We start from the raw sequence: 20,812 nt of genomic DNA, 5'->3' as shown, positions 1-20,812 counted from the left end.
TAACAAAAATCGCTGCAAGAATACAGTGTCTAAGCCTTTCTTTGATGTTTAGATTTTCTTCATTCGCTTGTAATCGTTTTGCGATTATTATATAATCAAAGCGTACGATTTAAAAAATAAAAAGTAAAAATTCTTTAGCTGGTTTGCAGAAAATTGGCTTGCTTTTTACCTTTTTGCAAAAGGAGAATCCTATTATGAAAAAAAGACAAATGATGGCGTCTCGAGCAGAGAAGTTTACTCGTTTTGGCATTCGCAAATGCAGTCTAGGAGCAGTCTCAGTAGCGATTGCGACTGGTCTGGCCTTTCTTGGAGGTGGAGCAGTGCAGGCAGATCAGCTGGCGCCTAGTCAGCCAGCTGATAGTGTCGCTGTCAGCCAGGCTGTGGAGGACCAAGCTAGCACAGCTGCAACTCCGACTGTGACAGAAACCAGTCTGTCAAGCATGGATAAGGCTGCACCAGCACCGGAGGCTGTTAGTCCTGCAGCTGGTCAGGTACCTACGTCTTCCAATACCAGTGCTCAGTCTACTTCTTCAGATCCTGTAGAAAATACCCAGCCGAAAATTGATACTGTCACTTTAGCGGGAAATCAAGCTATTGCGGCAGTGAGTCCCAAGAAAGAGGAAGAGGCCAATCAGCCAGTAAAACCAGCTGCTGTTGAAGAGCGCCCTTTAGCGGCAGCAGAAGTCAAAAAGCCTCAAGGCAAGATTACCATTCAGAATAACAATCCACAGACAGGTGAATTTGATATAGTCGTGTCTGATATTGTCGCACCGGATGGACTGAAGTCTGTTTATCTACCGACTTGGTCAGCTGTTAACGACCAAGACGACGTGCAGTGGTATACCGCTGAAAAGCGTGCCGATGGGACCTATTTTAAGCATGTCAGCTACCGCAATCATAAGAACTCCTTGGGCGAGTATAATGTTCACCTCTATTTTGTAAATGATGCAGGCCAGCTGCAGGGGGCAGGTTCGGCTAAGACAGTGGTTACTCGCGCCCAGCCACAGGGTAAGATTACCATTCAGAACAATAATCCACAGACAGGTGAATTTGATATAGTCGTGTCTGATATTGTCGCACCGGATGGACTGAAGTCTGTTTATCTACCGACTTGGTCAGCTGCTAATGACCAAGACGACGTGCAGTGGTACACTGCTGAAAGACGCGCTGATGGGACCTATTTCAAACATGTCAGCTACCGCAGCCACAAGAACTCTCTTGGTGAGTATAATGTTCACCTCTATTTCCTGAATGATGCAGGCCAGCTGCAGGGTGCAGGCTCAACAAAGACAGTGGTTACCCGCGCGCAGCCACAGGGCAAAATCACCATTCAGAATAACAATCCACAGACAGGTGAATTTGATATTGTTGTGTCAGACATTGTCGCCCCAGACGGTCTAAAAGCCGTTTACTTGCCGACATGGTCAGCTGCTAACGACCAAGACGATGTGCAGTGGTACACTGCTGAAAGACGCGCTGATGGGACCTATTTCAAACATGTCAGCTACCGCAACCACAAGAACTCTCTTGGTGAGTATAATGTTCACCTCTATTTCCTGAATGATGCAGGCCAGCTGCAGGGTGCAGGCTCAACAAAGACAGTGGTTACCCGCGCGCAGCCACAGGGCAAAATCACCATTCAGAACAATAATCCACAGACAGGTGAATTTGACATTGTCGTGTCCGATATTGTCGCACCGGATGGACTGAAGGCGGTCTACCTGCCGACTTGGTCCAGCAAGGATGACCAAGACGATGTGCAGTGGTATATCGCTGAGCGCCAAGCTGATGGTACCTATAAAAAGCATGTTCGAGCTCAGGATCATAAGTTTTCAGTAGGTGATTATAATGTTCATCTTTACTATCTGAACGAGGATGGCCAGATGCAAGGTGCAGGTGGCGAGAAGCTGATGGTTTCTGTAGCACCTGAAAACATCCGTGCGACTGGAAAAATCAATATCCAAAACAATAATGCTCGAACAGGAACTTTTGATGTAGTTGTGACAAACGTCTCCAATCCTGGTGGGATTCAAGCGGTTTACCTGCCAACTTGGTCCACAGATAAGGATCAGGATGATGTCAAGTGGTATTTAGCTCAAAAGCAGGCGAATGGCACCTATAAGATCACAGTCCGAGCTAGCGACCATAAGCTTTCTACCGGCGAGTACAAGATACATCTTTACTATAAGCAGGACAATGGTCAGCTCATCGCTGTTGATGCTACTACGACCCAGGTATCAAAAGCGGTTTACAATACTCCGTACTACTCACAGCGTGATGGTCGCTGGGGTGGCAGGAAGTATGGTCCTTACAGCATGGATGCGACAGGATGCGTGCCGACAACGCTAGCCATGGTTATTTCTGGAATTACTGGGACAGAAGTGCTTCCAACAACTGTTGCAGATTACCTATATAACCATACCAATGAATTTAATAAAGATGGATTTGGCACCAGCAGCCGTGGTATTGTCCGAGCTGCCCAGCACTGGGATCTGACGACTGAGACCCTGTTTACTGCTTCCGCAGTCAAAGAAGTGCTTTCGCAGGGGCATCATGTCCTAGGTGCCGTTGGTACTAGCATCTTTGCCCATTACCCAGTCACTCATGAGCTGGTTCTAAAAGGCTATGACAATGGAAAAACCTATGTCCGTGACCCTTATAATGCAGCTAATAATGGCTGGTACCCCGTAGACTATCTCTTTGGAGTCAAGAGTGTAGAACCAACGGATAATACAGAAGGTTCCCCCTTTATTGCCATCAAAGGATAAGAAATACGTGAATAAGGAGACCGCTCGTTGCTTGACGGGCGGTTTTCTGCATTCTATGACTAGTATACTTGTACTAGTTCAAGAGTTTATCATTGACAAACTCAGTAAGAGGAAAACTCATTATACAATTATAGCTAGAGACACAGGTTTTTTGGAAGCGATGGAGATGAGATTCTATTTTTGGACATATTTGCGATAAACGTTCTCAAAAAAACATGTAAATAGTTTGACAAACAAAGCTTTTCTCATTATACTATTAACATATCAGGAGGAAAAACATGAAAAAAATCCAAAAACATGTCATTCTAGGGGCAGCAGTTCTTGCTAGTACTGGCATTGCTCACACTGTAGCTGCAGATACAACTCCAGTGGATGCAAATGCACCTGCAAACCAAGATAAGGCTCTATCTGCAAGTCCAGAAGCTCTTAAACAGCAAACTGAGCAGGTTAATCAAGCGAAAGCGGCTGTTGACCAAGCCAAAGAACAGGTTACAGCAGCTGAGACTAAGGTTGAAACAGCCAAGAAAGATAATGCTGATACAAGTGCACAAAAAATTGCGGAAGCTCAGGCAGCTGTGACAGAAGCTGAGAAGAAAGTTGCTCCAGCAGAAAACGCAGCCAAGCAAGCCCAAGCAGCTCTTGATACAGCTAAAAAAGCAGAAAACACACAGGCGACTGTAGCTCAGGATGCTCAAGCTCAAGCAGCTAAGGCACAAACCGAGACTCAAGCTGCTCAGGATGCTGTGAATGCAGCTCAAAAAGATGTGGACAGCAAACTGGTAAGTGAAAAGGTAACGAAGGCAAAGGAGGAGCTTGACAAGGCGCAAAAGAACCTGGATTCTTACCAAGACCAGTTGAAGACAGCTGAAGCGGAAGATGCCAAACGCCAAGTAGTGATTGATCAAGCCCAGGCAGATATCAAAGCAGCTCAAGCAGAAATCAAGGAAAAAGAAGCGAAACTTTCTTCCCAGGACCAAGTACACAATACCTTTACCCTATCGCAAGCCTATATAAATGCAATTAAAAGTAACAATATCAACGGTACAGCTAAATTAACATCTGAGGCACAAGAAACACTTGCTAAAGAAGCAGCTACCCTAAAATCCAGCAACAATTATATTGTCAGTCAAAAAGATGCGCAACGAATGGTTAACATCAATGCCATTCCAAATGATGTTCTGATGGAATTGAACTATTATGCACAAGATTTGATTAATCAAATCCGTAAGCAAGCAGGAACGGCACCAGTAACATTAACACAGAATAGTATTGACTATGCTACAGCTTTAAGCAAAGCTGCTCGTGAAGAAAAATATAAATACCAATCAAAAGAACCTATAACGCTACATGTAGCTATTCCTAAAGATGTAGTTTCTAAATTTGGACTTGATCAGTTTGGACATAGAGTAGCAAGTACTAATGAACTTGGTCCTTATCCTATCCTTGCTAGTCAAGAGAATGTCTCTGTAGACTACTTAAAAAAGGCAATTTACAATGATATTAAATTCCAATTATTTGATTTGGGAGATAACATTGCATATAGAACTAGAGGAACTATCTATGCTCAAAAAGTAGTTGGGCATCTTGAAAGTCAGAAAAAAGGTGCATATGTTGCTGTTAACTTTAGCAACAACGGTATTATTAACCGAATTAACTTCCTTCTTTTTCCAAATACCGACAACGATATTAAGGACCCTTCCAAAATCACACCAGCCTTGATCAATCCAAATGCTAATAATCAAGAGGCTGATGCTGCTCGTAAAGATTTAGCGGCTTCGCAAGCTAAATTGGACGCTGCTCAACGTACGTTGACAAATGCTCAGAACAAGCAGGAGACAGCACCATTGCTGCGTGAGGTTGTGAAAACTGCTAAGGACAAGTTGGCCAAGGCAGAACGTACTTACCAAGCTGAACTCAAAAATAGCAAGAACTCAGCTTCTGAAGAAACTAAGGCTAAACTGGCAGTTTTAGCTAAAGCTCAAGCAAGCTTGAAAGAAAAAGAAGCAGCCCAAGCAAGTGCGCAAAAAACAGCTGAGGAAGCTAATGCCAAACTTGCCGAATTGAAAGCAGCTACAGCAAATGCTCAAGAAAAGGCAACTGCTGCGGCTACAGCTCTGGAAGAGGCTCAACGCGCTGTTCAAGCTGCTAAAGACTACGTTTCTCGCTTGCAAAATGCCCCTGCTCTTCTAAAAGAAGCAGAAGCGGCTCTCAATGATGCTAAAGCAAACTTGGCAAGTAAGGAAGAAACATATAGAGTTGAAAATGCCAAACTTGAAGCTTTGAAAGCAGCTCTTGCAGCCCTAGAGACAGACGACCCAACCAACCTCGTTTCTAAGAATGAGCGAAAGGTTCTGAAAGTCACTACAACGGGAGTGAAGAATGGAAAGAAACCAGTTCAGACTTATCAGGCTCCGGCAGCTCTTCCAAAAACAGGTTCTGCTGAATCATCTCTAGCACTTGCAGGTCTGGGATTGCTCTCTACGCTGGGACTGGCTTTTGCAAAACGCCGTAAAGCTTAAGAGCATTTATTGATAAAATCGAATTCTAGATGAATTGTCCAATCGTGAAAAGTTGGAACAGCTCATTTAAACAAAACTCATACTGAGAGAGGGCCGGTTTGGTCTTCTCTTTATTTATTGAGTGATTTGTTAAGAACATCTTTATTGTTAGCACTCCAAGGATTCATATTTTGTTCTTTGCTATCATGTGAGTTTGTGATAAAATCTAATTGTTCTATGTACATTAGGTTTTTTATTATAACCTCTACAGTTTTTAATTACTAGAGCAAAAAGAAAGGAGGGTGAGCCATGTATCCGAAAGAAGGGAAAGAACATCTCTTTCAGCAATTGCAATCAATCGGTTGGTCTCAGGCAGCGTTGGAACGAGTTTTTGAAGAGATTGGTGAGCAAGGGAAAGCAGTGCCAGAAGAAAGAGATTACCTTCAGGAAGCTCAGCTTTTTGGCAGTTCCTTTTTTCAAAAGCTCTGGCAGGCTGAGGAGGCTCAAATCAGCAGGTTAGGAGCTCAGGAGTTGCTGGTTCTGGCTATGAATCTTGTTAATATGCCTGAGGAGCTGATCGGAGACAAGTCAGAGACGGATTTTTTGCTGGCTCGGATTGCTCCAAGCCTAACACCTCATGATTGCTTTTGGAAGATTTTTTCAAGGACCTTGCGTCAGGCTTTTCCGGCAGATGATTTCAGCCAAAAGGATGGCAATCAAAAGCTCAAAAGGCAGCTACATCAGTTTCGCTATGTCATTTCCTGCCAGCAGGCCCAGTGGGTCAGAGATCACTACCGTCAGATTGGTATGACAGATGCAGAAGCCTTGGTCTCCTATCTAAAGGCTTTTCCAGCGCTGCCTTATAGCTTTCAAGAATCTTCTCGCCTGCACAATAAAGCCTATATTGATAAGAGGTCAGAGCAAGCTATCTATCCAGATGGTCAAGCTAGTCAGGCCAATATAAAAATCCTAATTGATTTTCATGCAGAGTTTATTCTGGATCAGACAGGTCGTTTTCTCAATATCATCGATCCAGAGGGGGCTAGCCAAAATGGTATTGTGAATGGCGCCAGCTTTAACTATGGTGAGCGCAATCGTCCGGTCAATCAGGCTTCTCATACTCGCTACGATGTCAAAACGCCTGCAGTCTGGGATCCTCACTTTCGCAGGCTTGCCATTGAAAATGGCGGTCGTAAGTTCAAGTCACCTCAGAATAATCGTGGTCCGCTGGGCTATCGTTCGGCTAAGAGCCCTTATGCTCGAAAGGGGCGGAGTGCTCAGAAACAGGTAAAGGCAGAGATTGCTCGGTTCAAGAAATTGCTGAATCGGCCATCCATCCTCTTGCGTTCCTGGGCTTGGTTCCGTCAGTTTTGGCAGAAGTTTTTCGCACAAAAAAATACGGACTAGCAGGTCCGTATTTCTATCTCTTATAAACTCTTAACTGCTGCAATCGCCGCATCATAGTCAGGCTCGGTATTGATATTGTCGACATATTCAGCGTAGGTCACAGTGTTGTTTTCGTCTAAGACAAGAACTGCACGAGCCAAAAGGTGCCATTCATTGATGAGGACAGCATAGTCATGGCCGAAAGAATGGTCGAAGTAGTCAGAGAGCATGACAGCATTCTCAATGCCTTCAGCAGCACACCACTTGCCTTGTGCAAAAGGCAAATCAACTGAAACCGTGATAACAACGGTATTATCCAAGTCAGAGAGCTCTTGGTTGAAACGACGAGTCTGAGTTGAGCAGACACCAGTATCGATAGATGGGATGATGCTCAGGACTTTCTTTTTGCCAGCAAAGTCAGCCATAGTTTTCTTTGAAAGATCAGTTGCTGTCAAGCTAAAATCGTGGGCAGTGTCGCCGACTTGCAGTTGCTTTCCAGTAAAGGTTACAGGATTTCCGAGAAAAGTTGTCATAGGAAGTCTCCATTCATGTTTGATAGCTTCATTGTACAGCGAATAATGATTTTTTTCGAATAATTTGACTGGAAATTTGAAATCGACTCTATGTGAAGCTCCTTCTCCAAAAATAAAGAGGTTAGGATTTTGTCTTCCTAACCTTTTATCATTATTTGGCCAATCCTTCAGAAATTTTATCCAGATTGTATTTCATCATGCTATAGTAGCTGTCGCCTTCTTCTCCCTTTTCAGCGATTGAGTCAGTGAAAATTTTAGCGTGGATTGGGATGTTGGTGTCTTTAGAAACAGTCTTCATCGGACGGTCGTCCACACTTGATTCGACAAAGAGAGACGGCACTTTGGTCTTACGCAGTTTTTCAACTAAGCTTTTGATTTGGTCTGGAGTCCCTTCTTCTTCAGTATTGATTTCCCAGATATAGGCCGATGGCACATTGTAGGCCTTAGAGAAGTACTTGAAGCATCCTTCACTGGTCACAATCATTTTCTTTTCCTCTGGGATATTGTTGAATTTCTCCTTGGCTTCTTTGTCCAAAGCTGTCAGTTTTTCCACATAAGCTTTGAGATTTTTCTCGTAAGTGGCCTTATTGTCAGGGTCTTTTTCAATCAAACGCTTGGCAATATTTTGTGCATAGATGATACCATTTTCCAAGTTGAGCCAAGCATGAGGGTCTTCTTTGCCCTTTTCACTTTGCCCTTCAAGGTAAATGACGTCAACGCCATCGCTGACAGCATAGTAGTCCTTGTTTTCTTCCTTATTGGCATTTTTGACCAACTTGGTGAACCAAGCATTGCCGCCAGTTTCCAGGTTGATACCGTTGTAGAAGATGAGATCCGCTTGAGAAGTCTTTTTGACATCTTCAGGCAGAGGTTCGTATTCGTGGGGGTCTTTGCCGACTGGTACAATGCTGTGCAGGTCAATCTTATCGCCAGCTATATTTTTGGTAATATCAGCGATAATTGAGTTGGTTGCAACAACCTTGAGCTTGGATGACTCACTGGACGCCTTCTTCTGACCGGAGCAGGCAAAGAGAGTGCAGACTGCTAGCAAAAGCAGGGATAAAAAACCTAATTTTTTCATGGGATTCCTCCATCAAATTTTATTTTAGTTTAGGTTGGTTTTTAAGTTTTAAATAGCGTTGTTTAGGGGCAATAAAGAAAGAGATGAGAAAGATGATGGCTGAGGTCAGGACAATGCTGGAACCTGCAGCGACATTAAAGCTGTAGCCGATAAAGAGGCCCAGTACAGAAGCTAGAGCGCCCAGTCCTGAGGACAGCAGAATCATGGTTTTCAGACTGTTGGCATAGAGGTAGGCCGTTGCTGCCGGCGTTATCAAGAGAGCGACAATCAGAATGGTTCCCACACTCTGCATGGCTGTCACAGAGACCAAGGTCAAAAGAATCATCAGCAGATAGTGATAGAAGCTGACCGGCATACCCATGGCTTGAGCCAGCAGGGGGTCAAAGGAGGTAATCAATAGCTGCTTGAAAAAGAGGATGATGATTAAGAGCACAGCTATTCCGACTCCAATACTAATCCACATATCAATGTCCTGTACGGCCAAAATATTCCCAAAGAGAATATGAAAGAGGTCGGTAGAACTATTGGCAACGCCGATCAGGATTACACCCAGAGCCAGGAAGGAAGAAAAGGTAATTCCAATGGCCGTATCGCTTTTGATAATGGAATTGCCCTTGATGTAGGTGATAATAATCGAGGCCAAAAGTCCGAAGGTGATGGCTCCGATAAAGAAATTAATCCCTAAAATGTAGGACAGGGCCACACCGGGCAGAACCGCATGAGAGATAGCATCCCCCATGAGCGACATGCCGCGCAGAATGATAAAGCAGCCGACAGCTCCAGCAACAATCCCAATGACGATGGCTGTAATGAGGGCATTTTGCAGGAAGTGAAAGTCCCGCAGCCCTTGGAAAAATTCTAAAATCATTCTAGGCACCTCCATTCATAAAGAGCTGGGAGCCGTAAGTCTTTTTCATATTGTCCTTGGTAAAGCTGGTCTCAGTAGGACCGAAAGCGATCAGCTTACGATTGAGCAGGATGACCTGATCAAAATAATCAACCACCTTACTCAGGTCATGGTGGACAATCAGGATGATCTTGCCTGCGGCTTTGAGACTCCGCAAAGTCGACATAATAATCTCTTCACTGACAGAGTCAATCCCGACGAAGGGCTCGTCCAAAAAGATACAATCCGCCTCTTGAACCAAGCAGCGAGCAATCAAGACTCGCTGGAATTGCCCGCCGGATAGCTGGCTAATCTGCCGCTCTGCCAAGTCCTCTAAACCGACAATTTTCAATGCCTCAGCTACCTTGTCCCAATGGGAATTTTTAAGCCCCTGAAAAAGCTTGAGCTGAGGGTAAAGTCCCAAAGAGACACACTCTTTGACTTTGATAGGAAAATGATAATCAATATTAATCTTTTGCTCTACGTAGGCGACCTTCTGGAGAGAGTTCTGCAGTGGCTTTTGATCCAGCAGAGTCTGGCCTTGGTGGTCAATAATCCCTAGCATGCCCTTGAGCAGGGTGGATTTTCCGGCTCCGTTAGGACCAATAATCCCAGTAATGGTTGGCTCCTTAATGGTTAATGAAAGGGGCTCAAGAGCCAGCGTATCCTGATAGCTGACAGTCAAATCTTTAATCGTAATCATCTCATACACCTCTATAGCTTTAATATACATTAGCTTTAATATACATTAAAATAAAAATTAAGTCAAGTTAATTTTTAATAAATTTCTAAAATTAATATAAGAAACGTTTGAAAAAACAAGTAGATTTTGATAAGGTTATATCAAAAGCATGAAAGCGAGAAGAAGATGACACGACTACAAGATGATTTCTACGATGCAGTTAATGGTGAGTGGGCCAAGACGGCGGTCATTCCTGATGATAAGCCAGTGACGGGCGGCTTCATGGATCTGGCAGATGAGATTGAAGATCTTATGCTCGCCACGACAGACAAATGGTTGGCTGGCGATGGAGTGCCAGAAGATATCATTCTGCAGAACTTTGTTGCTTACCATCGCCTAGCAGCGGATTATGACAAGCGGGAAGCGGCTGGCATTGAGCCTGCGCGTGCTTACATTGATGAAATTCGCAACCTAACATCTTTTGAAGACTATGCTTCTAAGATTGCAGATTTTGAACTGGCTGGTAAGCCGACTTATTTTCCTTTTGGTGTGGCGCCTGACTTTATGGATGCTCGTATCAATGTCCTCTGGGCTGACGGACCGGGAACGATTTTGCCTGATACGACCTACTACGCGGAGGACCATCCGCAGAAGGATGACCTGCTTGAAAAATGGCGCAAGGCTCAGGAAGATTTGCTGGCAAAATTTGATTTTGCTAAAGAGGAAATCAAGGTTCTTTTGGATAAGGTCTTGGAGCTAGATGCTGTCTTTGCTCAGTATGTTCTGTCTAGTGAAGAGAGCTCTGAGTATGCGAAACTCTACCATCCTTATCAGTGGGAAGATTTCAAAGCCTTGGTACCAGAGTTGCCTATGGCGGATATTTTTACCAAGTTGATTGGTCAAGAACCCGACCAAGTCATTGTGCCAGAAGAGCGTTTTTGGCAGGCAGCTAAGGATATTTATACAGCCGCTAACTGGGATAAACTCCATGCTCTGCTGATTCTCTCTGCAGTTCGCAATACGACACCTTATCTAACGGATGACATCCGTGTCTTGGCAGGAGCTTATCATCGTGCTCTATCAGGGACTCCTCAGGCTCAAGACAAGAAAAAAGCGGCATTTTATCTGGCCCAAGGTCCCTTTAATCAAGCTGTTGGTCTCTGGTATGCCGGTCAGAAGTTCTCTCCAGAAGCCAAGGCTGATGTGGAGCAGAAAGTGGCAACGATGATTGAAGTTTATAAAAATCGCCTGGCCCAGAATGACTGGCTGACACCAGAAACTCGGGACAAGGCTATTGTCAAACTCAATGTCATCAAGCCTTATATTGGCTATCCTGACGAGCTGCCTGAACGTTATTCCCGCAAGGTCGTGGATGAAAAGCTGACTCTCTTTGAAAATGCTCAGAAGCTGAGCCAGATTGATATTGCTTACAGCTGGAGCAAGTGGAATCAACCAGTGGACTACAAGGAATGGGGAATGCCAGCCCACATGGTCAATGCCTACTATAATCCGCAGAAGAATCTGATCGTCTTTCCAGCGGCTATCCTGCAGGCGCCTTTCTATGATCTGCACCAATCCTCATCAGCCAATTACGGTGGTATCGGAGCGGTCATCGCCCATGAGATTTCTCATGCTTTTGATACCAATGGCGCTTCCTTTGATGAAAATGGTAGCCTTAATAATTGGTGGACGGAGCATGACTACCAAGCCTTTACCGAGCGGACTCAAAAGGTCATTGACCAGTTCGAAGGACAGGATTCCTATGGTGCTAAGGTCAATGGTAAGCTGACCGTTTCAGAAAACGTCGCAGATCTGGGCGGCATTGCAGCAGCTCTAGAAGCGGCCAAGAAAGAAGCGGATTTCTCTGCTGAGGAATTCTTTACCAACTTTGCCCGCATCTGGCGGATGAAGGGTCGGGAGGAATATATGAAGCTCTTGGCGAGTGTCGATGTCCATGCACCGGCTAAGCTTCGGACCAATGTCCAGCTGCCAAACTTTGACGACTTCTTTACAACCTTTGATGTCCAAGAGGGAGACGGGATGTGGCGGAGTCCAGAAGAGCGGGTGGTCATCTGGTGATGTCGAGATAAGACGCTTATCGAATCTTGCTCAAATCAAAAATAATCGAGTTCATTTCAATAGTCTGCTTTTGTTTGTGAAAGCAGACTATTTTATCAAAGAAAATATAAAGCGTTTACATTTTTATTAGCTTGTGCTATACTGTAGTTGATAACAAAAAACAAACAAAAAATCCAAATAGAATAGATTTCAAAGTGTTTATTAATGAATAATAAAGAAAAGAGATGTTCTTATGGTAAAACGATTCATTAGTTCAAATGCTTCAGAAATTTTAAATATGACTGCGCCGGAGCTGAAACAGAGCATCAAGGCTAGTGAGGGCCGCGTTATCCTGTCTGAAAACGTAGCTTTTAAAGAATCTTATATCGGTGATGTGACCAATGCAGAGATTGCTCGGTCTTTTGGTGCTGACTTGATTCTGCTGAATGGGATTGATATCTTCCAGCCTTTTGTGGCTGGTCTGGACGCCAAGGAAGATTTTGTTGAGGAGCTACACCGCTTGGTGGGTCGTCCTATCGGTATCAATCTAGAGCCGGTGGACAGTCAGGCCCAGATGGCAGGAGAACGCCTGATCATCGATGAGGGGCGTCAGGCTAGTCTAGCGACCATTCAGCGAGCAGAAGAGCTGGGCGTTGACTTTATCTGTCTGACAGGTAATCCAGGGACTGGTGTCACCAATCAGGCCATTATCGACACCATTCGAGTGGTCAAGGAGAATTTTTCAGGCCTGCTGATTGCGGGTAAAATGCATGCTTCAGGTGTGGATGAGCCGGTAGCAGACCTAGAAGCAATCGCTCAATTTATCGAAGCAGGTGTCGATATTGTCCTAGCACCGGCAGTCGGCAGTGTGCCAGGCTTTGATGAGCAGGACTTGAAGCAGATTGTCCGGCTGGCCCATCAAAAAGGGGCTCTGGTTATGAGTGCTATCGGTACCAGTCAGGAGAGTGCTGATGAGGATATTGTCAAGCAAATGGCTATCCGCAACAAAATCTGCGGTGTAGATATCCAGCATATCGGAGATTCAGGCTACGGCTGTCTGGCTCCGGTTGAAAATATCTTTGCCATGAGCAAGGCTCTCAGAGGGCAGCGCCACACCATTTCTATGATTTCACGCTCGATTAATAGATAGTAAAATGAGACAGGCTTTTAGGGGTAAGCTCCTAGAAAGCCTGTCTCTTTTTTTGTAAAAAAAAAGACCGAGATTCTTGTCTCGGCCTTTATAGGTTTCCTTTTTTATCTAAAAATTCATGATAGACACAGAGGCTGACTGCAGAGCGGGCAATGCTGTATTTAGAGTAGGGGATAATAACAATCTCTGCTTGTTTTTGTTTTGGAAAGAGAGGTACTTCCTGCTCTAACTGAGCCAGAACCTGCTCGGCAATCACCGGATAAGAGAAGAGCTGGCCGTCTAGATAAATCCTTTCGCTATCAATAAGCTGGCAGAGGTTGGAAATGGAAATGGCCAGGTAGCGGCAGGCAGTATGAATCAACTCAATGCTGCCCAAGTCTCCTAAGCGATAGGCGGTCATCAGACTTGTCAAATCAATGTCATTGACGTCCTCTACAAGGGTCTTTAAGAGTGAGGTCTGGGAAGCCTGATACAGGATAGCTGCTTTATCAATCAGAGCACTCTCGCTGGCATAGACCTGCAGGCATCCGTGTTTGCCGCAAGGACAGCGCTCGCCTTCAGGATTGATGACGGTATGCCCTACCTCCCCGATAAGATAATTATCCTGACTGTAAATGCTGCCCTTGTACATGTAGGAGCAATGAATACCTCTGGCGACATGATAGACGATAAAATTCCTGTCTGTAGGATGATAGCTAAAGAGGCGTTCAGCCATTGTCAAACAGTGGGACTTATTGGCAAAGTAGACAGGAAGGTCAAAGGCTTCTTGAATAGTCTGCAGGTTAATCTGTCCCCAGTGGGGATTTTTAGAAATGATAAAATCACTCTCAGAGAGATTCACATGCCCCGGCAGCCCGAGGGCAATTGCTGAGATGGAGTATTTGCTGTTCTTTTTCAGAAACTCTTGAATCAGCCGGATGATTTCCTGGTCAGACGGCCCGCCTGTCACCTCGATCTGATAAGTCCGAATATTGCTTTCTACAATCTCACCGGTATTGTCAGCGATGACCATGGCCAGCTGTTTTTCAGAAATCTCAAAACCCAGATAGTAGCGGCTATGAGGTGCAATATCCAGCAGGGTTTTCTTGCGGCCTACGCTCTCATCATTGAGCTCGCCCAGTTCCAGCACCAAGCCTTCCTTGATCAGTTCATTGATGATACTGCCAGTCGTGGCTGGTGTAATCTGAGTTTCTTTTGAAATGTCAATCCGAGAAATCGGTCGTTTGGCATAGAGCTGATCCAGGACAGTTGCCCTTAGCTCGTTTTGTTTTCTAGTTCGTGTCATCTTGTTTCCTCTGCTGCTATACTATCAAAAAAAGCTAGAAATCTCAAATGTAAGCGTTGACATAGTACAGAAAAATAGTTATAATATTTATAGAATATTAATAACATAGTGAAAAATATTCTGTTTTTGGATTTTTGTTTATATATTAAAAATAAATGCTGGGCGTTGTTTCAGGCTAGGTCAGATTCATAAAGGAGGATGCCGATGGAAACAAAACAGATTATGTTAGTCTGTGCGGCTGGGATGAGCACCAGTCTCATGGTCAATAAAATGCAGAAAGCTGCAGAGGAGCGAGGCTTGGCTGCGACGATATTTGCGGTACCAGTGTCAGAAGCTGAAGACTATCTAAGCGAGAAAAAGGTTGATGTCCTGTTGCTGGGGCCTCAGGTCCGCTATCTACTGGAGAATTTACAGGATAAACTAGCTTCAAAAGGCATTCCGGTTGATGTCATTCCTATGACGGACTATGGAATGATGAAGGGGGATAAGGTCCTGGATCTGGCAGAGTCGCTCATGAAGTAGGTACTCTTATGGAGAATAAAGATTCCTTAGAGGTCGCTATGACCCTTATTATGTATGGCGGAGAGGCCAAGTCTTGTGCTATCGAAGCCATTGCAGCAGCTAAAAAGCAGGACTTTGACCGAGCTCAGGAGAGACTGAGTCAGGCTCAGAAGGCCCTGTTGCAAGCCCATCACGCTCAGGCTGAAATGCTGAGCAAGGAGGCACAAGGAGAAAAGACAGAACTTAGTTTATTTATGGTGCATGGGCAGGATCATCTCATGACCAGTATCGCCTTTGTTGATTTGGCAAAGGAGATTGTTGATTTGCATAAAAAATTTGATGAATAGGAGAAATGCAGATGAGTAGTTTGGTTGATAAATGGCAAGCGCGTCTCATGCCTATTGCCAATAAAATCGGCAACCAAAAATTTCTGGTTGCCCTGCGGGATTCCTTTATTGGAACCATGCCTGTGATTATGACGGGCTCTTTCGCCCTCATGGTCAATGCCTTTCTATCTGACTTGCCAGGACAGTTCGGCTGGACCTGGATTTCCTCTACCTTCCAGTGGCTGATTGATATTAACTGGCTGGTATTTAAGGGCAGTATTCCTATCGTTACCCTCTTGTTCCTCTTTACCTTCGGAGTCAATATCGCTAAGATTTACAATACTGATAAGGTGTCTGCCGGTCTGGTAGCTGTTGCTTCCTATATCATTACCATTGGTGGATCAGTTACTAAAACCTTTGAGTTGGCTGGCAAAACACCAGGGCTGAGCAAGGCGATTTCAAAACTTCCAGAGCTAAAACTTGACGGCAGTAACCTGTCTGTGACGATTAACAGTGTCATTCCAGGTGACCAAATCAGTGCGCGTGGTTACTTTACTGCCATTCTGATTGGTTTTGTATCTGTTATCATCTTTTGTAAGGTCATGAATCGTAACTGGACTATCAAACTTCCAGATTCTGTTCCGCCAGCTATCATGAAGCCCTTCCTGTCTATCATTCCGGCTGCGATTGCCATGTATGTCGTGGGGATTGCAACCTACCTCTTTAATCTGGTGACAGGCGAGCTGTTGATTGACTGGATTTACAAGATTCTTCAGGCACCGCTTCTCAGCTTGTCTCAAAGCTTCTGGGCTGTGCTGCTCATTGTCTTTCTCAATAAGATTTTCTGGTTCTTCGGACTGCACGGTGGTAATGTGCTGGCGCCGGTTATGGCCAGTCTCTTTGGTGTGACCATGCTAGCCAATCTAGAAGCTTATCAGGCTGGGCATGCGATTCCTTACATGTGGACGGATAATTCTTTCGGTGCTTTTGTCTGGTTTGATGCGATTGGGGTTGCCATTGCCATTCTCTGGCAATCTCGGAACAAGCACTATCGCGAAGTGGCCAAATTGGGAATTTTCCCAATGGTCTTCAACATCGGTGAGCCAGTCATGTACGGTCTGCCAATCGTTTTGAATCCAATTATGTTTATTCCATACGTACTGACGCCAATGGTCATGGTAACAGTAGCCTACTTTGCAACCTCTATGGGCTTGGTTGCGCCGGTTACTCAAAACGTTACTTGGGTAATGCCGCCGATTCTCTACGGTTTCTTTGCGACAGCCTTCGACTGGCGGGCAATTATTCTTTCGCTGGTTAATATCGCTATTTCAACCGCTATATATCTGCCCTTTGTCAAGATGGCAGATAAACAGGAGGAGCTTGGATAAATGGCAAAATTTGAAATTAAAGAAGAATTTTACTTGGATGGCAAGCCTTTTAAGATTTTATCGGGAGCTATTCAGTATTTCCGGCTTCATCCAGACCAGTGGCGAGATACCCTATACAATCTCAAAGCTCTGGGCTTTAATACGGTAGAAACTTATATTCCTTGGGCATTGCATGAGCCTCAGGAAGGACAGTTTCAGGCAGAGGGCATGCTGGATTTTGAAGCATACTTCAAGTTGGTTGAGGAGATGGGGCTTTATCTCATTGTCCGGCCGACGCCTTATATCTGTGCAGAGTTTGACTTTGGCGGTCTGCCGGCCTGGCTCTTGAGATATCCTTCGATGCGCCTGCGGGTCAATCATCCGCTGTTTCTGGAAAAGGTCAGTCATTTTTATGACTGGCTCTTTCCCAAGCTTCTGCCCTATCAAAGTGATCAGGGCGGCCCTATCCTCATGATGCAGGTGGAAAATGAATACGGTTCTTACGCCGAGGACAAGGCCTACATGCGCAGCATTGCGCAGATGATGAAGGTACGTGGCGTTACGGTTCCCCTCTTTACCTCTGACGGGACATGGATAGAGGCTTTGGAGTCTGGAACCTTGATTGAGGATGATATTTTTGTGACGGGGAATTTTGGTTCCCAACCTAAGGAAAATACAGATAATCTGCGAGCTTTCATGGAGCGCTATGGCAAGAAATGGCCACTTATGTGTACCGAGTTTTGGGATGGTTGGTTCAGCCGCTGGAGCGAGGAAATCGTTCGGCGAGAAGCCGAAGATTTGGCCCAGGATGTCAAAAAAATGCTGCAGCTGGGCAGTATGAACCTCTTTCTACTGAGAGGTGGGACCAATTTTGGTTTTATCAGCGGCTGTTCAGCCCGCAAGACAAAGGATTTGCCGCAGATTACCTCCTATGATTTTGACGCACCTATTACTGAGTGGGGGCAGCCGACTGAGAAATACTACGCTGTTCAGCGGGTGACCCATGAGGTCTTTACAGAGCTTGAGCAGATGGAGCCTATTAGCCGACAGGCCAAGGCCTATGGCAGTTTTCCGCTGCTTGGGACTGCAAATCTGCTGGATGTTGCAGCGGACATCACAGAGGAAATTCTGCTGGATTATCCGCAGCCTATGGAGCAGATTGGGCAGAATCATGGCTATATCCTCTACCGTTCCGATATCAAAAATCAATACCATGAGGAAAGGCTCAAGGCATTGGAGACTCATGACCGCTGCCATTTCTATGTCAATCAGGAGCACCTAGCTACCCAGTATCGGGAAGAAATCGGTGATGAGATGCTCTTCTCAGCTGATACTGAGCGGATTCAGATTGATGTGCTGGTGGAAAATATGGGGCGGGTCAACTATGGTTACAAGTTGGGCGCACCTAGTCAATCCAAGGGAATCAAGGGTGGTATCATGATTAACCACCAGTTCCGAAAGGGCTGGAAGCATTATGCGCTCAAGTTTGACAAGGAAATGTTGGCCAAGTTAGACTGCTACTCAGCTCCACCGGAAAGAGTCAAAGCACCGACCTTCTATCGCTTTGAAGCGGAGTTGGATGATATCGCTGATACCTTCATCGATTGCTCTAAGTATGGGAAGGGCTGTATTTCGGTTAACGGCTTCAACCTAGGCCGCTACTGGAATGAAGGGCCGATTCACTATCTCTATGTGCCATCTGGCTTGCTCAAGGATAAGAATGAGTTTATCGTCTTTGAAACAGAAAATGTCAAGATTGAAGAGTTGACCTTGCTTGACCATCCAGTCTATAAGAAATGAGGTGTTGCGATGAAATATATGACAGTCGGAAATGAACTGGAAGGAGCTAGTCAGCTGGTTTTGGGCTGCATGCGTCTGGCAGAGCATGCTCCTGAAGAGGTCGTTTCCGTTCTTGAAACGGCATTAGAAGTGGGAATTAATTTCTTTGACCACTCAGATGTTTATGCTGGTGGCCAGTCTGAAGCCAAGTTTGCGCAGGCTCTTCGCTCGGCTAAGATTCCCCGGGACCGAGTTCTCATCCAGTCCAAGTGCGGACTGCGGGATGTTCACACCAACTACCATTTTGACTTTGCTAAGGATTATATCATCAGCTCGGTTGAAGGCAGCTTGGAGCGTTTGCAGACAGACTATCTGGATGTGCTCCTCCTGCACCGGCCAGATGCTCTTGTAGAGCCGGAAGAGGTGGCTGAAGCTTTCTCACAGCTGCACCAAGCCGGGAAGGTTCGCTATTTCGGAGTCAGCAATCAAAACCCTTATCAAATGGAGCTGCTGCAAAAGAGTGTGGAGCAGCCCTTGATTGCCAACCAACTACAGTTTGGTCCAGCCCATACTCCGATGCTGGACGCTGGGCTCAATGCCAATATGCTCAATCCTTTGGCAATCGTTCGGGATGGTAGTGTACTGGACTATTGTCGATTGCATCATATCACGATTCAGCCTTGGTCACCATTTCAGGTCGACTTGAACCAGGGACTTTTTATGGAGCATCCTAAATATGCTCAGCTTACAGAAACTCTGCATGCCTTTGCATCAGACTATCAAGTTTCTTTTGAAGCCTTAGTTCTGGCCTGGATTTTGCGTCATCCGGCACAAATGCAGCCGATTGTTGGCTCCATGAATCCGCAGCGAATTCGCTCAATGGTGGCTGCTTTTGATATTGAGCTCTCTCGGGCTGACTGGTATAAGATATACAAGAGCGCGGGGAATCCTCTGCCCTAAACTTGTTTTTGCAGGGAGATTATTTGTTATTCAGAATCAATGAAGCCTAAGAGCAGCGAATCGGTCTGCATATTTCATTGATTAAGCTCGACTCTGCACCTTATGAAAGGAGAATGATATGAATAATAAGTTTTCTTGGCAAGGCCTAGCAAAATCTGCTTCTGCTGCCAAGTATGGAAGTGGCTTGCTGCTATGTGTTTCCCTCTTGTCCTTAGCAGCTTTGACAGCTGTATCAAGAGTTGAAGCAGAAGATGTTGTGCCTGCCCCTGCCGCAGTAGCTGAAATGTCGGCTTCTCCAGCAGCGCAAGCAAGTCCCGAGGCTGAAAATCCAGCTGTAGCTGAACCCCAAGCAGCTCCTGCAAATCAGGCTGAATCAGCTGCAGCCGCTAGCGAGCTGCCAGCCAGTCAGGTCATGTCCGATGAGCAGAAGCAGCGCGCCATTGCTCAGATGGGAGCCAATCAAGGGGATGTCTGGGTTTGGTCGGAGGAAAATGTCGTTGAAGAAAATGGGGAGCGTCAAAAACGCGGTCCTAATGGCGGCCCTGGCCAATTTAATGGCGGAGCTGTCGTGTTAGGCGGCCGTCCGACATATGACCCAGCGGCGGATTGGTACTACCTTGCTTATAAAGGCGAAGGGATGACCGACGAAGAAGCGAAGGCTGTCTTTGACAAGGAACGCGGAAAATGGATGAATGAATTTGATCCTTGGGGCGTTGTGATGGAAATGACGGACAATAAGGCCAACAATGCTTGGGCGGATATTCGTAACATGCAGGCTTTCGTGCTCCGGAAGGACTCCAATGTCTGGGAGAAAATTGTGGATCACCCTCAAGGGGTTCAATGGGTTGCTCAATTCAAGGGCAATATGTCCAGCTACGTAGGAGATGCACGGCAGGAAGCCTTGGCTGGTGGGGGAACAGCTATTGAGGTATTACCTAAGCAGGATCGGGTTGCCCACTGGGGTTCTGATCAGGCCCGTGATATTCCAAATCCTCAAACCATTCGGGCTGTTTTAGTTTCCGTAGAAGCTCGTATTTCTGAAAAATCTGACCCGGATGCCAAGCTTGGTATTCAAGTTGGCGGTGACTGGAAGTTTGCTGAAGAAGTGAGTAAGCCGCTCTGGTATCCAGGAGCTGGTCTAGCTGGTATTCAGCGACTGACCAAGGATTGGGCTCGTTACTATTTTGTCAGCCTCACTGGTATTCAAGATGCAGTTGAAGAAAGGGCCATTTCACAAGATGAGTTTATGAAGAGCGTCGTGCCGTTGGCCGATATGGAGCAAGCCTCTCAAAATCAAGCCCAGCAGGCAACCCCTGCAAGGCCTGCTCCAATGGGTAGCCAGGTAGAAAATCTGACCTACAAAGCAAGCGGCCAGACGGATCCTCAAGCAGCGTCTCAAGAGCCAACTCTTCAACAAGCTTCTTCCAAACAACTACCTAAGACCGGCAGCCAAAGCAGTCTATTGACCAATCTGCTGGGATTCGGGCTCTTAGGACTGGCAGCTGGTTTCCTTGGCTTGAAGAAAAAATCTTAGTTTTGCAAGCTAGAGGAA

General features: G+C 45.6%; 16 protein-coding genes. 11 read left to right on the top strand and 5 right to left on the bottom strand.

What is annotated here, in order from left to right; all coding sequences use genetic code 11:
* Positions 1 to 194 precede the first annotated feature (194 nt).
* From D8877_RS08535 to D8877_RS08525, 3 genes are all read left to right on the top strand, one after another.
* Complete coding sequence (locus tag D8877_RS08535) at positions 195 to 2,768, top strand: GBS Bsp-like repeat-containing protein (protein ID WP_125353024.1); 2,574 nt, start codon at positions 195 to 197, stop codon at positions 2,766 to 2,768.
* 278 nt (positions 2,769 to 3,046) lie between these two features.
* A complete protein-coding gene (locus tag D8877_RS08530; RefSeq protein ID WP_125353022.1) occupies positions 3,047 to 5,287 on the top strand; it encodes an SEC10/PgrA surface exclusion domain-containing protein in 2,241 nt (746 codons plus the stop codon).
* A 288-nt stretch (positions 5,288 to 5,575) separates the two neighbouring features.
* Positions 5,576 to 6,673: a DUF3114 domain-containing protein gene (locus D8877_RS08525; protein WP_125341167.1), complete on the top strand. Its 1,098-nt coding sequence runs from the start codon at positions 5,576 to 5,578 to the stop codon at positions 6,671 to 6,673.
* 20 nt (positions 6,674 to 6,693) lie between these two features.
* On the opposite strand, the gene tpx is transcribed toward D8877_RS08525, so the two are convergent.
* The 4 genes from tpx to D8877_RS08505 form a co-directional block, all read right to left on the bottom strand.
* Positions 6,694 to 7,185: a thiol peroxidase gene (tpx, locus tag D8877_RS08520; protein WP_002910774.1), complete on the bottom strand. Its 492-nt coding sequence runs from the start codon at positions 7,183 to 7,185 to the stop codon at positions 6,694 to 6,696.
* 151 nt (positions 7,186 to 7,336) lie between these two features.
* Positions 7,337 to 8,266 (bottom strand): metal ABC transporter substrate-binding lipoprotein/adhesin SsaB, encoded by a 930-nt coding sequence (ssaB, locus tag D8877_RS08515; protein WP_048772070.1) that lies wholly within the window; start codon positions 8,264 to 8,266, stop codon positions 7,337 to 7,339.
* 19 nt (positions 8,267 to 8,285) lie between these two features.
* Positions 8,286 to 9,134, bottom strand: a complete 849-nt coding sequence (locus D8877_RS08510) for a metal ABC transporter permease (RefSeq protein ID WP_032913327.1) — start codon at positions 9,132 to 9,134, stop codon at positions 8,286 to 8,288.
* Between the two features lies 1 nt (position 9,135).
* Positions 9,136 to 9,855 (bottom strand): metal ABC transporter ATP-binding protein, encoded by a 720-nt coding sequence (locus D8877_RS08505; RefSeq protein ID WP_312023230.1) that lies wholly within the window; start codon positions 9,853 to 9,855, stop codon positions 9,136 to 9,138.
* A gap of 165 nt (positions 9,856 to 10,020) precedes the next feature.
* Between D8877_RS08505 and D8877_RS08500 the strand changes: the two genes are divergently transcribed.
* Positions 10,021 to 11,913: a M13 family metallopeptidase gene (locus D8877_RS08500; protein ID WP_125353017.1), complete on the top strand. Its 1,893-nt coding sequence runs from the start codon at positions 10,021 to 10,023 to the stop codon at positions 11,911 to 11,913.
* A gap of 232 nt (positions 11,914 to 12,145) precedes the next feature.
* Positions 12,146 to 13,042 (top strand): DUF7916 family protein, encoded by an 897-nt coding sequence (locus D8877_RS08495; RefSeq protein WP_002910768.1) that lies wholly within the window; start codon positions 12,146 to 12,148, stop codon positions 13,040 to 13,042.
* A gap of 88 nt (positions 13,043 to 13,130) precedes the next feature.
* Here D8877_RS08495 and D8877_RS08490 read toward each other — a convergent pair whose 3' ends face one another.
* A complete protein-coding gene (locus D8877_RS08490) occupies positions 13,131 to 14,327 on the bottom strand; it encodes an ROK family protein (RefSeq protein WP_125353015.1) in 1,197 nt (398 codons plus the stop codon).
* Between the two features lie 204 nt (positions 14,328 to 14,531).
* Here D8877_RS08490 and D8877_RS08485 point away from each other — a divergent pair, with 204 nt between their 5' ends.
* From D8877_RS08485 to D8877_RS08460, 6 genes are all read left to right on the top strand, one after another.
* Positions 14,532 to 14,849 carry a PTS sugar transporter subunit IIB gene (locus D8877_RS08485; protein WP_075202640.1) on the top strand — a complete coding sequence of 106 codons (318 nt, stop codon included), beginning with the start codon at positions 14,532 to 14,534 and terminating at the stop codon, positions 14,847 to 14,849.
* 8 nt (positions 14,850 to 14,857) lie between these two features.
* Positions 14,858 to 15,175, top strand: coding sequence for a PTS sugar transporter subunit IIA (locus D8877_RS08480; RefSeq protein ID WP_002898520.1), 318 nt, complete (start codon positions 14,858 to 14,860; stop codon positions 15,173 to 15,175).
* Between the two features lie 5 nt (positions 15,176 to 15,180).
* Positions 15,181 to 16,542 (top strand): PTS sugar transporter subunit IIC, encoded by a 1,362-nt coding sequence (locus tag D8877_RS08475; RefSeq protein WP_002896670.1) that lies wholly within the window; start codon positions 15,181 to 15,183, stop codon positions 16,540 to 16,542.
* Positions 16,543 to 18,321 (top strand): glycoside hydrolase family 35 protein, encoded by a 1,779-nt coding sequence (locus tag D8877_RS08470; RefSeq protein ID WP_048772084.1) that lies wholly within the window; start codon positions 16,543 to 16,545, stop codon positions 18,319 to 18,321.
* Positions 18,322 to 18,330: 9 nt separating this feature from the next.
* A complete protein-coding gene (locus tag D8877_RS08465) occupies positions 18,331 to 19,260 on the top strand; it encodes an aldo/keto reductase (RefSeq protein ID WP_048772087.1) in 930 nt (309 codons plus the stop codon).
* A 118-nt stretch (positions 19,261 to 19,378) separates the two neighbouring features.
* Positions 19,379 to 20,794, top strand: coding sequence for an LPXTG cell wall anchor domain-containing protein (locus D8877_RS08460; protein WP_048772090.1), 1,416 nt, complete (start codon positions 19,379 to 19,381; stop codon positions 20,792 to 20,794).
* Positions 20,795 to 20,812: the final 18 nt, after the last annotated feature.

The organism is Streptococcus sanguinis (genome assembly GCF_003943735.1).
Taxonomy (GTDB): Bacteria; Bacillota; Bacilli; order Lactobacillales; family Streptococcaceae; genus Streptococcus; species Streptococcus sanguinis_E.
This window is presented reverse-complemented; position numbering and strand designations above follow the sequence as displayed.